The organism is Terrisporobacter petrolearius (assembly GCF_020748185.1).
GTDB lineage: Bacteria > Bacillota > Clostridia > Peptostreptococcales > Peptostreptococcaceae > Terrisporobacter > Terrisporobacter petrolearius.
The window spans coordinates 24,900-38,770 of sequence record NZ_JAHZMO010000031.1 but is presented as its reverse complement, the minus strand read 5'-3'; the positions used below and the strand labels follow the sequence as shown (position 1 = coordinate 38,770).

The 13,871-nt window shown below is 28.6% G+C and carries 14 protein-coding genes; 11 read left to right on the top strand and 3 right to left on the bottom strand.

The window, feature by feature from the left end:
* Positions 1-128: 128 nt before the first annotated feature.
* The gene (abc-f, locus tag K0040_RS14850; protein ID WP_228109547.1) at positions 129-2,042 is read right to left on the bottom strand and encodes a ribosomal protection-like ABC-F family protein; all 1,914 of its coding nucleotides are present in this window, start codon (positions 2,040-2,042) and stop codon (positions 129-131) included.
* 116 nt (positions 2,043-2,158) lie between these two features.
* On the opposite strand from abc-f, the gene K0040_RS14845 reads away from it, so the two are divergent.
* Positions 2,159-2,791 (top strand): redox-sensing transcriptional repressor Rex, encoded by a 633-nt coding sequence (locus K0040_RS14845; protein ID WP_074920319.1) that lies wholly within the window; start codon positions 2,159-2,161, stop codon positions 2,789-2,791.
* Between the two features lie 59 nt (positions 2,792-2,850).
* Here K0040_RS14845 and fdxA (K0040_RS14840) read toward each other — a convergent pair whose 3' ends face one another.
* Both fdxA (K0040_RS14840) and fdxA (K0040_RS14835) read right to left on the bottom strand, forming a co-directional pair.
* A complete protein-coding gene (gene fdxA / locus K0040_RS14840; RefSeq protein ID WP_074920320.1) occupies positions 2,851-3,021 on the bottom strand; it encodes a 4Fe-4S ferredoxin in 171 nt (56 codons plus the stop codon).
* Positions 3,022-3,157: 136 nt separating this feature from the next.
* Positions 3,158-3,328 (bottom strand): 4Fe-4S ferredoxin, encoded by a 171-nt coding sequence (gene fdxA, locus K0040_RS14835; protein WP_228109546.1) that lies wholly within the window; start codon positions 3,326-3,328, stop codon positions 3,158-3,160.
* A 922-nt stretch (positions 3,329-4,250) separates the two neighbouring features.
* On the opposite strand from fdxA (K0040_RS14835), the gene gdhA reads away from it, so the two are divergent.
* The 10 genes from gdhA to K0040_RS14785 all read left to right on the top strand — a co-directional run bounded on the left by gdhA (position 4,251) and on the right by K0040_RS14785 (position 13,871).
* Positions 4,251-5,594 carry an NADP-specific glutamate dehydrogenase gene (gene gdhA, locus K0040_RS14830; RefSeq protein ID WP_228109545.1) on the top strand — a complete coding sequence of 448 codons (1,344 nt, stop codon included), beginning with the start codon at positions 4,251-4,253 and terminating at the stop codon, positions 5,592-5,594.
* Between the two features lie 183 nt (positions 5,595-5,777).
* Positions 5,778-6,701, top strand: coding sequence for an aspartate carbamoyltransferase (pyrB, locus tag K0040_RS14825; protein ID WP_228109544.1), 924 nt, complete (start codon positions 5,778-5,780; stop codon positions 6,699-6,701).
* Positions 6,702-6,824: 123 nt separating this feature from the next.
* Entirely contained in the window at positions 6,825-7,517 is a 693-nt protein-coding gene (locus K0040_RS14820; RefSeq protein WP_228109543.1) for a dihydroorotate dehydrogenase electron transfer subunit, read from the top strand.
* On the top strand, positions 7,510-8,412 hold the full coding sequence (locus K0040_RS14815) for a dihydroorotate dehydrogenase (RefSeq protein WP_228109542.1): 903 nt from the start codon (positions 7,510-7,512) through the stop codon (positions 8,410-8,412). The genes K0040_RS14820 and K0040_RS14815 overlap by 8 nt, the downstream gene beginning before the upstream one ends.
* 59 nt (positions 8,413-8,471) lie before the next feature.
* Positions 8,472-9,056, top strand: coding sequence for an orotate phosphoribosyltransferase (gene pyrE / locus K0040_RS14810; RefSeq protein WP_228109541.1), 585 nt, complete (start codon positions 8,472-8,474; stop codon positions 9,054-9,056).
* Between the two features lie 190 nt (positions 9,057-9,246).
* Positions 9,247-10,125: a DNA-3-methyladenine glycosylase family protein gene (locus K0040_RS14805; RefSeq protein ID WP_228109540.1), complete on the top strand. Its 879-nt coding sequence runs from the start codon at positions 9,247-9,249 to the stop codon at positions 10,123-10,125.
* A gap of 25 nt (positions 10,126-10,150) precedes the next feature.
* Positions 10,151-11,629 (top strand): cardiolipin synthase, encoded by a 1,479-nt coding sequence (gene cls, locus K0040_RS14800; RefSeq protein WP_228109539.1) that lies wholly within the window; start codon positions 10,151-10,153, stop codon positions 11,627-11,629.
* A 199-nt stretch (positions 11,630-11,828) separates the two neighbouring features.
* A complete protein-coding gene (locus K0040_RS14795) occupies positions 11,829-12,611 on the top strand; it encodes an ABC transporter permease (RefSeq protein WP_228109538.1) in 783 nt (260 codons plus the stop codon).
* A complete protein-coding gene (locus tag K0040_RS14790; RefSeq protein WP_228109537.1) occupies positions 12,611-13,345 on the top strand; it encodes an ABC transporter ATP-binding protein in 735 nt (244 codons plus the stop codon). The genes K0040_RS14795 and K0040_RS14790 overlap by 1 nt, the downstream gene beginning before the upstream one ends.
* A 241-nt stretch (positions 13,346-13,586) precedes the next feature.
* A complete protein-coding gene (locus K0040_RS14785; protein WP_039681375.1) occupies positions 13,587-13,871 on the top strand; it encodes a co-chaperone GroES in 285 nt (94 codons plus the stop codon).

Below are 13,871 nucleotides of genomic sequence, written 5' to 3'. Positions count from 1 at the left end.
TATTTCTTTTTCCTTCGCTAAGCTTTTGTTTTCTTTTTCCCATAATAAAACAGCCTCCTATAATAATTAAATATTATCATAGAAAGCTGTTGAATTTTGTTATTTACAGAGTTTTTTTCACACACTCTTTAAACTAACTCTTCCCATGTTTCATACAATGAAGAAAGTTTATCTTCAAAAGTAATTTTTTCTTGGCTTACTTCTTTAGATTTGTCTGGATTAGAATAAACTTCTTCTTGGCATAGAAGATTATCTAACTCTTCTATTTTAGTTTCTAACTCTTCTATTTCTTGTTCAATATTTTTTATTTTATATTTATTCTTTTTTTCTTTTTCTCTTTGTTCTTTTTCTTTCCTTTTTTCTTCTTTTAGCTGAGTTTTAGTTTTTTCTTCAATTTCAACTATGGCAGACATTTCTTCAGATTCTCTTTTTTTATTAATATAATAATCATAATTCCCAAGATATTCGGTTATACCATTTTCACCTAAAACTAATATTTTATCTACCACAGTATTCAAAAAATATCTATCGTGAGAAATAGTGAATATAGTACCTGTATAATTTTCTAAAGCTTCTTCTAAAACCTCTTTAGAATCTATATCTAAGTGGTTAGTCGGCTCGTCCAGTAGTAAAAAATTTGCTTTTGATAATATTAATTTAAGAATGGCTATTCTAGCTCTTTCACCACCACTTAAGGTAGAGATTTTTTTGAACACCTCTTCATCTTCAAATAATAGAGAACCTAGCATATTTCTTATTTCTGTTTGAGTCAACTTTTCATTACTATCCCAAATTTCATCAATAATAGTATTATCTAAGTTTAAAGTTTTTTGTTCCTGATGGAAGTAAGAAACATTAACATTAGTTCCAAGTTTAAAATCACCACAAATTGGAGTAAGTTCCTTCATGACTATTTTAAACAAAGTGGATTTGCCAATACCATTAGGACCTATAAGTGCAACTTTTTCTCCTCTATATATATCAAAATTAACACCTTTAAACAAAATTCTTTCATCATAAGCCATGGATAAATCTTCAACGTGAAGAACATCATTTCCACTTGATATTGAAGGATTAAACTGAATTTTAGCCCTTTTTCTATATGCTTCAGGCTTATCTAAAACATCAATTTTATCTAAAGCCTTCTCTTTACTACGTGCTCTTTTTAGATGTTTTTCCCTTCCGTAGGCTTTTAATCTTTCAATAGACTCTTCTTGTCTCTTTAAATCTTTCTGTTGATCTTCAAATTTTTTTAATTCAAGTTCTTTTTCAACTTTTGATAACTCTATAAATTTAGAATAATTGCCATTGTAAGATTTTAATTTTTTGTTGTGAATTTCAAATATCCTATCAACAACCTGGTCTAAGAAATATCTATCATGAGATATTAGCATAACCGTTCCTTTATATTGTTTAAGGAAAAATTCTAGCCATTCTATTGCCTCAGAGTCTAAGTGGTTTGTAGGTTCATCTAACAATAATAAAGTAGGTTTTTTAAGAAGTAATTTTCCTAAAAGGACCCTGGTTTTTTCTCCACCAGATAAAATATTTATAGGTTTGTCCATATCCTCATCTTTAAAACCTAGGCCTTTAAGAACGCCTTTTGCTTCAGATTTATATCCATAGCCGTTTTTAGAAGCAAAATCTTCCAAAACATGAGAATAATCATTCATAAGTTTTTCTAAAATATGAGAGTTATTTTTACTGCCTTCTTCAGCGATTTTATGCTCCAACTCTCTTAAGTAATTTTCCATATCTATTAATGGTTTAAAAACTGCTAAAACTTCTTCTAATATTGTGTTATTAGAAAGGAAGTTAGTGTTTTGTTGTAAATAGCCGATTTCACAATCCTTAGAGGTATATATATCTCCCTCATCGTATCCATATTCTCCAGATATTATTTTCATTAAGGTAGTTTTACCAGTACCATTTATACCGATAATACCTATTTTATCTCCTTCATTTACTGTAAAGCATATATTTTCTAAAATGGAATCTATTCCGAAACTTTTATACAAATTATTACACGATAAAACAATCATAAATTTATACCTCCTTGAACTATCTAAAATTATAATGTTTTGGTATAATATAATCAAGAGTGTTATACTATTCACAAAAATAATAATAACAAAACAATTATACTGGGGGTGAACTAATGGCTAATAAAAATATTTCGATGGCCGTTATAAGAAGATTGCCTAAATACTATAGATATTTAGGGGACTTGTTAAAAAAAGATATACAAAGAATCTCTTCTAAAGAGTTAAGTGATATAATTGGATTCACTGCTTCGCAAATTAGACAAGATTTGAATAACTTTGGAGGATTTGGCCAACAAGGATATGGGTACAACATCGAAGACTTACACACTGAAATAGGAAAGATTTTAGGTTTAGATAAGTCATATAGCGCTGTACTTATAGGTGCGGGAAATTTAGGTCAAGCAATAGCGAACTATGCAGGTTTTAGAAATGCTGGATTCGAGATAAAGGCGTTATTTGATGCTAATCCTAAAGTAATAGGATTAAAAATAAGAGAATTTGAAATATTAGATTCAGATTTTATAGAAGAATATATAAAAGAAAATAATATAGATATCGGAATTCTGTGTGTGCCAAAGAACGGAGCTCAGCAGTTAGCAGATAGACTAGTTAATGCAGGAGTAACAGGAATTTGGAACTTCGCCCCAATTGATTTAAATGTTTCTAAGGATGTAATAGTAGAAAACGTTAACTTAACTGAAAGTTTATTTACATTATCATACTTAATGAAAGAAGATCTTTTATAAAGATAATGAATTAAAAAAAGCTATTCAAATTATATAATATAATTTGAATAGCTTTTTAATTAGTCTTGTTGTGGAGCTTCCACTGGACAAACACTATTACATGCACCGCACTCGATACACTCATCTGCATTTATTACGTAGATATCATCTCCAGCTGATATGCATTCTACTGGACATTCATCTGCACAAGCGCCACAGCTTATGCAAGCATCACCTATTTTGTAAGCCATTGATAGGTCCTCCTTGTTATGTATAATTATAATGCAATATCATTATAACAAAATTTGATAAAAAAGTACAATGAGAAAACTATATAAAAAAAACTATTCAAGATAATTTATTATCTCGAATAGTTTTATGTAGACATTATTCAGATACTATAGCATCGTTTGGACATGCATCAGCACAAGAACCACAATCTAAACATTCGTCTGCATTTATTTCGTATTTTTCGTCCCCAGATATTATAGCATCATTTGGACACTCTTCAGTACAAGATCCACAAGCTATACAATCATCAGTTATTTTATAAGCCATTTTAGTACCCCCTCCTTTGTCTTATATAATTAAGTTCATTATAGCAAAATTTACCAAATATAACAACAGAAACTTAGGCTTATAAAATGGTAATAAAGATAGATTTTAAGGGGTTATATAATTGGTATAATATGAAAAAAAACAAGTTGAAAATTTTAAGTAAACCTTAATAAAAAACTATATATTATATAAAAATTAAATTAAATTGTAATTAAAACTTATTATTTTATAATTTAATTAAAAATTTTAAAATTTTTTTGCGCAGTAAAAATCTAAAATACAAGGTAGTTCATGAGTTAATATGTCTAAATAATATAGCAAATATAAATAAAATATATACTTTATGCATATTTTCGACAAAAAATAAAAAATATACATTATGAATTTTATTATATTATATAATTTAAATAGTCTGAATATTGAAAAATAACCTGCAAGTTAAATGCATGGATATTGAATAAAATTTAACTAAGTTATAATTAGATTGAATATGTTAAATAAGTTTAATTATTTTAGTCAAAGTTAAGGAAAAGTATGGTATTTAAAGTGAAATGAGAAAATTAAATGGATAAGGTTTTCCTAAAATAAGAAATATGTTATGAATAAAGCTGTTTTGCAATATTAAAAAATTCATATAAATGAGTAAGAATTAACAATCTTCTTATTAAGAATCTAGAAAATAAATATATTTAAAATAATAGTAATTATAGTTTTTAGCTTTAAAATAGTAAAAATAATAGTGTTAAATATAACATCAATTAAACAAAAATTAAATTATAAATTAAACAAAAATTCAATTGCGCGTAGAGATTTTACTATGCTACAATTCAATTGAGAGTAAGGAAAGCATAAAATCTTACCAATTAAATAACAAACATGAATGATAAATAAATTTACTTATTAATTAAGGGGGCTTTAAAAAATGTCTAATTACGTACAAGAGTGTATCGAACTTTGTAAAAAAAATAATCCAGGTGAAGTAGAATTTCACCAAACAGTTGAAGAAGTTTTATCTTCATTAGCACCAGTAATGGAAAAACATCCAGAGTATGAAAAAGCTGCTATATTAGAAAGATTAACAGAACCAGAAAGAGGAATAACATTTAGAGTTGTTTGGACAGATGATAATGGTAAAGTACAAGTAAATAAAGGATACAGATATCAATTCAATAGTGCAATAGGACCATATAAAGGTGGTTTGAGATTTGCGCCAAACGTTTACCCAGGGATAATAAAATTCTTAGGATTTGAGCAAATATTCAAAAACAGTTTAACTGGTCTTCCAATAGGTGGAGGTAAAGGTGGATCTGATTTTGATCCAAATGGAAAATCTGATGCAGAAATAATGAGATTCTGTCAAGCATTCATGACTGAATTATATAGACATATAGGACCAGAAACAGATATACCAGCTGGAGACTTAGGTGTTGGTGCAAGAGAAGTAGGATATATGTTTGGACAATATAAAAGATTAGTAAATAGATTTGAAGGTGTTTTAACTGGTAAAGGACTTTCTTACGGTGGATTAAGAGGAAGAACTGAAGCTACTGGATACGGAATAGTATTCTTTGCAAATGCAATGTTAGAAGCAAATGGAGAAAAATTAGCAGGTAAAGAAGTTGCTATATCTGGATTTGGAAACGTTGCTTGGGGAACTGCACAAAAATTAAATGAATTAGGAGCTAAATTAGTTACAATATCTGGACCAGATGGATATATACATGATCCAAATGGAATAAGTGGAGAAAAAGTTGCATATATGCTTGAATTAAGAAATTCAGGTAAAAACGTATGTGCTCCATACGCTGATAAATTCCCAGGATCAACTTTCGTAGCTGGTAAAAAACCATGGGAAGTAAAAGCTGATTTATATATACCATGTGCTACTCAAAATGAAATATTAATAGATGATGCTAAAACTATAGTTGCAAATGGATGCAAATTCGTATGTGAAGGATCAAACATGTCTTCAACTAATGAAGCAATAAAATACTTACAAGACAATGGAATAATAGTAGGACCTTCTAAAGCTGCTAATGCTGGTGGAGTTGCTTGCTCTTGTATAGAAATGGGTCAAAACTCAGGTAAAACTGTATTTACGCCAGAAGAAGTATATGCTCAATTAGAAACTATAATGGTTGGAATACATGATGCTTGTGCTAATGCTTCTCAAACTTATGGATTCGGATATAACTTAGTTGCTGGTGCAAATGTAGCTGGATTCTTAAAAGTAGCTGATGCTATGATGGCTCAAGGTTTAGTATAAGAATATAATAAACGTTTTCTTAGGATGCGTATAAATTTAATATAAAGATAAAAACAGAAGATAGAAATATCTTCTGTTTTTTAATTGCTAAAAATATTGACATGAAAATGCAAAAGTGATAACCTACTAGAGATATGAAATACTTTTAAATTTAGTCCAGAGAGGCTAAAAAAGGAGGAAAATATGTTAAAATCAAGGAATTTAATCCAACCAGAAGACTTTTCTATTAAAGAAATAGATGTAATATTAAACTTAGCTGAGGATATTATGAAAAATCCATCAGCATATTCTCGTGTATGTGAAGGAAAATTAATGGCTACTTTATTTTATGAGCCATCAACAAGAACAAGATTAAGCTTTGAAACTGCCATGAAACGTTTAGGTGGGGAGATAATAGGTTTTTCTGAACCGAATTCTTCATCAGTATCTAAAGGAGAATCATTAGGAGATACAATGAGAGTTGTATCTGGATATGTAGATCTTATAGTTATGAGACATCCTGTTGCAGGAGCGGCAGAAGAAGCGATTAAATACACGAGTGTACCATTCATTAATGCAGGAGACGGTGGAAATCAACACCCAACTCAAACCCTTACTGACTTACTCACAATAAAATCCCTAAAAGGAACTTTAAGTAATCACATAATAGGACTATGTGGTGATTTAAAATATGGAAGAACAGTTCATTCATTAGTAAAAGCAATGACTAGATACGAAAATAATAAATTTGTTTTTATATCACCTGAAGAACTAAAAATGCCAGAATATATAAAAGAAAAAATCCAAAGTAATTCATATTGCCAAACATCGTATTTAGATGAATCTTTAAAAAATCTAGATTTACTTTATATGACTAGAATTCAAAAAGAAAGATTTGTTGATAGTGATGAATACGAAAGATTAAAAGATACTTATATACTAGATAAAGAAAAGATGGAAAATGCAAAAGAAGATATGCTTATATTACATCCTCTGCCAAGAGTAAACGAAATATCTACAGAAGTGGATGATGATGAAAGAGCAGTTTATTTTAAGCAAGCTACTTATGGTATGTATGTAAGAATGGCTTTAATTATGAAGCTATTAGGTGTAGATATAAACAAATAAGGAACAAAGCAAATTTTGAGCAAGGTCGTTGCCTGAAGTACTAGTGAAGGCATCTCGTTGGCGACATGAACTGTAGCGCCCACGCAGTGGCTTAAGCGAAGCGAATTTTATGGAGGATACAAAATGTATAAAGTAATTAGAAATGAGTATATTGGGGAAGAAATGTACTTAATGGAAGTACAAGGAAAATTTAAAGGTGAAATGGGTCAATTTTATATGTTAAGAGCGTGGAATAATTACCCTTTATTATCAAGACCCATAAGCATTCATGATATAGATGAAAATAGTATAAGTTTCTTATACAAAGTTGTAGGAGAAGGAACAAAAATACTTAGTAAATTAAAACCAGAAGAAACAATAAAATTAGAAGGTCCTTATGGTAATGGTTATGAAAAAGTAGAAGGAAAAGTAGCATTAGTAGGAGGAGGAATAGGAGTTGCGCCACTCTATTTAGTCGCAAAAAACATTCCAAACTGTGATGCATACTTAGGTTTCAGAAATGAACCGATACTAATAGATAAATACAACGAAGTTTGTAACGAAGTAAATGTTGCTGTAGGTAATACTTTTGTTACAGATATTTTAGATATAGAAAAATATGATTATATATTAACTTGTGGGCCCACACCAATGATGGAAAAACTAGTTAATATGGTAGAAGGAACAAATACAAAATTATTCGTTTCACTAGAAAACCACATGGCATGTGGCGTAGGAGCATGTTTAGTATGTACATGCAAAACTAAATTTGGAAATAAAAAAACTTGTAAAGATGGCCCGGTATTCAGAGGAGAGGACGTGATTTTCAATGGTTAATTTAAATGTAAAATTCAAAGATGTTAATTTTAAAAATCCGGTAATAATGGCGTCTGGAACTTTTGGATTTGGGAAAGAATACAATGGAATTTATGATATAGAAAAACTAGGTGGGATAAGTTCTAAAGGGCTTACACTAAATCAAAAAGATGGAAACAATGGTATGAGAGTGTTTGAAACTCCATCTGGAATGATGAATAGTGTAGGCTTAGAAAATCCAGGGATACAAGGATTTATAGATAAAGAGCTGCCTTTTTTCTCTGATTTAGACTTAGTGAGGATAGTAAACCTTGGTGGAGGAACATTAGATGACTATATAAAAGGTGCTGAATTACTAAGAGGAAGAGATGTAGACGTAATAGAGTTAAATATATCTTGTCCAAATGTAAAAGCTGGAGGAATGGCTTTTGGAATAAAAAATGAAGTTGCAAGAGAAGTTGTTAGAGAAGTTAGAAAAGTTGTAGATAAACCTCTTGTAATAAAATTATCTCCAAATGCTGAAGATATAGTAGGTATGGCTAGAGTATGTGAAGAAGAAGGAGCGGATGGAGTTTCTTTAGTAAACACATTCAAAGCTTTAGCAATAGATATAAACAAAAGAAAACCTATATTTGAAAATGTTTATGCAGGATTATCTGGACCGGCAATAAAACCAATAGCTCTTAGAATGGTTAACGAAGTTTCTAGAAATATAGAAATACCAGTATGGGGAATGGGTGGAATAACAAATGCAAATGATGCTATAGAATTTATAATGGCAGGCTCTTCTTGTATCCAAGTGGGAACAGCAAACTTTGTAAATCCCAAAATAGGACTTGAAATAATAGATGGAATAGAAAAATTTATGAAACAAGAAGGAATTAAGACTCTTGATGAAATAAGAGGAATTATTTAATATAGAAAATTGATTAAAAGTGAAATAATATAAATAAGGTAAATTGGAGGAATATCAAAATGAGTAAAGTAGATGTAGTTGAAATATTAAAGAAAAGTGATGCATTATTAGAAGGACATTTTTTATTATCATCAGGAAAGCATAGTAATAGATATGTACAATGTGCAAAGGTGTTAAGATTTCCAGAGTACGCAGAACAAGTATTAAGTACAGTTGTTGATCAAATAAAAGATTTAGATATAGATTTAGTAGTTGGGCCAGCTATGGGTGGAGTAATAGTTTCTTATGAACTTGGAAGACAACTTAAAAAAGAATCAGTATTTACTGAGAGAAAAGACGGAGTAGTACAGCTTAGAAGAGGATTCGAAGTTAAGCCAGGTGCTAAAATAATAATAGCAGAAGATGTTGTTACAACAGGGAAATCAACAATAGAAGCCAAAAAATGTTTAGAAGCTTTAGGTGGAGAAGTAATAGGTGTTGCTTGTATAGCAAATAGAACTAGCGAAGATATAGGAATGCCGATATACAGTGCTATAAAATTAGATATACAAGTCTATGAAGCTGATGAATGCCCTCTTTGCAAAGAAGGAAAAGAAGAATTAGTTAAGCCAGGAAGTAGAGACTTTAAAGAATTAGGAATGTAATTCATAAAAAATCCCTAGATAAGTTGTTATCTAGGGATTTTTTATGTTTAGATATGTGTAAATTAACAAAAATAAGGTATATATTATAAAAGAGATATTTGCAAATTATTTAATTGTAAAAATTAAAGGATAGATTAGATGAAAATAAAAAATAATAATAAATAGATTCAAATGAGAAAGGAAAGTAGTTATGAAGATTATAGAAAAAGATAATAAAATTATACTAGATGGTATAAGTGAAGATTTTGATCCACAACATGTATTTGATTGTGGTCAATGTTTTAGATGGTTAAAAGAAGAGGACGATTCATATACAGGTGTAGTACAAGGAAAAGTTGTAAATGTAAAAAAAGAAAATGATTTAATTATTTTTGATAATACTAATAAAGAAGACTTTGATAACATATGGTTTAATTATTTTGATTTAGGAAGAGATTATAGTGAAATAAAAAATGAGTTAAAAGTTATGGATGAATATTTAGAAAAGGCAACTGAATTTGGCAAAGGTATAAGAATATTACAACAAGATGGATGGGAGATGCTTATATCTTTCATAATATCTGCAAATAATAGAATACCCATGATTCAAAGAGCCATAAATAATTTATCACAAAAATATGGTAAGTTCATAGGACAATATAGAGGAAAGAAATATTATGCTTTCCCAACACCTGAAGAACTAAGTCAAGCATCTGTAGAAGATATAAGAGTGTGTCAAACAGGTTTTAGAGACAAGTATATTAAAAGTGTGGTTGACTATGTTAAGGAAAATAATGAAAATGTTTTATTTTACAGAAGGTTAAATACAGATGAATGTATAAAAGAATTAATGAAATTCAACGGTGTTGGTCCTAAGGTAGCAGATTGTATTGCTTTATTTGGAATGCAAAAATACGATACATTTCCAGTGGATGTTTGGGTAAAGAGAGTTATGGAAGAATTTTATGTGGAAGATAATTTAAGTCTACCTAAAATAAGACAGTTTGCATTAGAAAAGTTTGGAGATTCAGCAGGATTTGCACAACAATATTTGTTCTACTATGCGAGAGAATTAGGAATAGGTAGATAAGACGTAAGGAGATGAAAATAATGATATGGTTTTAAAAATCATTTTAGTACTCTTTTATATACTAAGTATTATTATTTCTATAAAACTTATATTAGAAAATAGAGATCCTTCAAAAACATTAATATGGATCTTGATTTTTATGTTATTTCCGGTTATAGGTATATTGTTTTATGCTATATTAGGAAGAAATATTAGAAAAATAAAAATGAAGAAAACCTATAAAATGGCAAATAATATGAAAAAAGAAAATCTTTTATTCAACTTGTATGAGATGAAAGAGTTAGCACAAGGCCAAAGTACAATGATAAAAGAAGGAAAGCTACCCTATGGTAAAAATATAGACTTTAGAGTCTTAAAAATAGTTAGTTTGCTACTTAATACAGGAATTTTTCCATTTACTATTAATAATAATGTAGAAATTTATGTGGATGGGAATGAAAAATTTAAAAATTTAATAAAAGATATAAGAAATGCAAAAGACCATATTCATTTAGAATATTTTATAATTAAAGACAGTGAAATTGGAGAAAAAATAAAAAAAGAGCTAATAGATAAAGTTAAATCAGGTGTAAAAATAAGAATAATCTATGATGATGTAGGTTGTTGGAGATTTTGGTTTCATAGAAAGTTTTTCAATGAAATGCGAAATTATGGTATAGAAATAATTCCATATTTAAAAGGTAAGATTGCAATACCCATAGGTGGACAACTTAATTATAGAAATCATAGAAAAATTGTAGTTATAGATGGAAAAATAGGATACACTGGTGGAATAAATATAGGTGATGAATATATAGGTAAAAATAAAAAATTTGGATACTGGAGAGATACTCATATAAGAATAGAAGGAACTTCAGTTTATATGTTACAGATGATTTTTTTGACTGATTGGTATTACAATACGAAAAAAGTATTATTAAAAGAAAATTTATTTCCTAAGTTAAAGGATAAAGGTAGCTGTATGATGCAAATTGTGGCTAGTGGGCCAGACTCAGACTGGGAGTCCATGCATTATGCTTATTTTTATGCCATATGTCAGGCCAAAAAAAGTATTTATATAGAAACTCCATACTTTATACCAGATGAAAGTTTATTAAAAGCTTTGAAATGTGCAGCTTTAAGTGGAGTGGAGCTTATAATTTTATTTCCTAAAATTGCGGACCATAAAATAGTAAATACTGCATCCTATTCTTATTTTCAAGAAATATTGGAATCTGGTGGAAAAGTCTATCTATATAATAAAGGCTTTTTACACTCTAAATTGATAATTATAGATGATTTTATGGCATCTACAGGTTCTGCCAATATGGATTTTAGAAGCTTTAAATTGAATTTTGAAGTTAATGCTTTCATATATGACGAAAAGATTATTGATGAAATTAAAAAAGACTTTATGTATGATTTGGACAATAGTGAGGAATTAGAAAGAGATAAATTTGAAAATAGAAACACAGTTATGAAAATTAAAGAATCTATATCAAGGCTTTTTTCTCCTTTGTTATAAAAAGTATGTTATTTTACATTAAATAGCATACTTTTTTTGTTATAACCTATCTTTATAATGAAATTATTAAAGATAATCTTTGTGATAAAATATAGTTTATAATTGAAAGAAATTATTTAATCTGATAACATAGAATTAGTAAACTTTTGGAATAAAAAGGTAAAATGTGTAGGAATATTATAAATCAAGGGAGAATGTTATGGACAGATTTATTAATGATTTTAAAAAGTATTATAAGTATGCCATATATTCAGCTAAATCAGAATTAAAGGCAGAAGTAGCTAGTTCTTATTTAAACTGGGTATGGTGGGTATTAGAGCCTTTATGTTTTATGCTAATATATTCATTTATATTTGGCGTGGTATTTAATGCAAGTGAAGATAACTTTACGATTTTTATTTTTATAGGTATAATGGCTTGGGATTTTTTCAATGGAAATATGAAACAGAGTGTTAAGATGATAAAAAATAATAAAGCTATTGTATCCAAAGTTTATATACCTAAATTTGTGTTGATTTTTTCTAAAATGCTAGTTAATGGATTTAAAATGATGATTTGTTTTGGGATAGTAATTCTTATGATGATTGTTTGTAGAGTATCAATAACATGGAATATACTATATATAATACCAATAATGATAACTCTTTGGATTGTAAATTTTGGACTGATGACAATTTTGCTTCATTTTGGTGTTTTTATAGAAGATTTATCAAATATAGTGAACATAGTATTAAGAGCGGTATTTTATATGACAGGAATTTTTTATGCTATAGAAAGTCGTATAGCATCGCCTTATTCAGATATTTTATTAAAAGGAAATCCAATTGCATTTTCTATATCATCTTTTAGGAAGTGCTTGTTAAATGGTGAAGCCCCTTCTGTAAAAATTCTTTTAGCGTGGACAGTAATTGGATTGATTATATCTATATTAGGTGTAAAAACAATATATAAAAATGAAAATAGTTATGTGAAGGTGATATAATGGAGCAGAGAGAATTAGCTATAGAAGTAAATAATTTAAGTATAACTTATAAAAGTATGAAAGCTTATTCAGTAAAAAAGAATTTATTAAGATTTAAAAAAGCGAAGGTTAAAGAATTTAATGCAGTAAAAAATGTATCTTTTGATTTGGAAGAAGGTAAAATTCTTGGCATAATAGGTAAAAATGGAAGTGGAAAATCTACTATGCTAAAAGCGTTAGCAGGAATATTTTCTCCAGATAAAGGGATAATAAATCTACATAATAAATCAGTATCTTTATTATCTATAGGGGTAGGATTTAATAAAAGTTTGACAGGTAGAGAAAATATTCTTTTATCAGGAATGCTACTTGGGTTTTCTGAAGAAGAAATAACAAATAAAATGGATGAAATAATAGATTTTGCAGAACTTGGAAAATTTATAGATATGCCTGTAAAAACATATTCTAGTGGTATGTTTTCAAAACTAGCATTTTCTATTACGGCAATACTAGAAACAGACATAATGCTTATTGATGAAGTCTTAAGTGTAGGAGATCAAAAATTTAAAAAGAAAAGTTATGCAAAAATGAAGAGTCTTATTTCTGATAGAAAAAGAACGGTAGTTATAGTTTCTCATAACATATCTACTTTAAATGAGCTTTGTGATACTGTAATGTGGATGCACGATGGTGTGATTAAAATGATGGGAGAACCTAAGGAAGTTCTTGATCAGTATACAGAATTTATGAAGTAATTAAGTTTACCCTTTCTAATATGAAAGGTGTAAACTTTTTTTATATCATAAAATATAAAATAATATGGTATAAAAACAAAGTTTAATGATAAATATTTATATATAAATAAAGGTTCAAAAATAAGTTGAAAATTTTATGAAAATGGTTTATTATTATCTTGTTAGCACTCTAAGATATAGAGTGATAAAAATAATAATAACTAAATTTAATAATATAATTCTATTTTAGGAGGGATAAATTATGAAAATAAGACCTTTAGCAGACAGAGTAGTAATCAAGAAAGTTGAGGCAGAAGAAAAAACTGCAAGTGGTATTATTTTACCAGGTTCAGCAAAAGAACAACCACAAATGGCACAAGTTATAGAAGTTGGGCCAGGAGGCTTTGTAGATGGAAATGAAGTCAAAATGGAAGTTGAAGTTGGAGATAAAGTAATATACTCAAAATATGCAGGGAATGAAGTCAAAATAGACTCAGAAGAATACATAATTTTAAGACAAAGCGATATATTAGCTGTTATTGAGTAA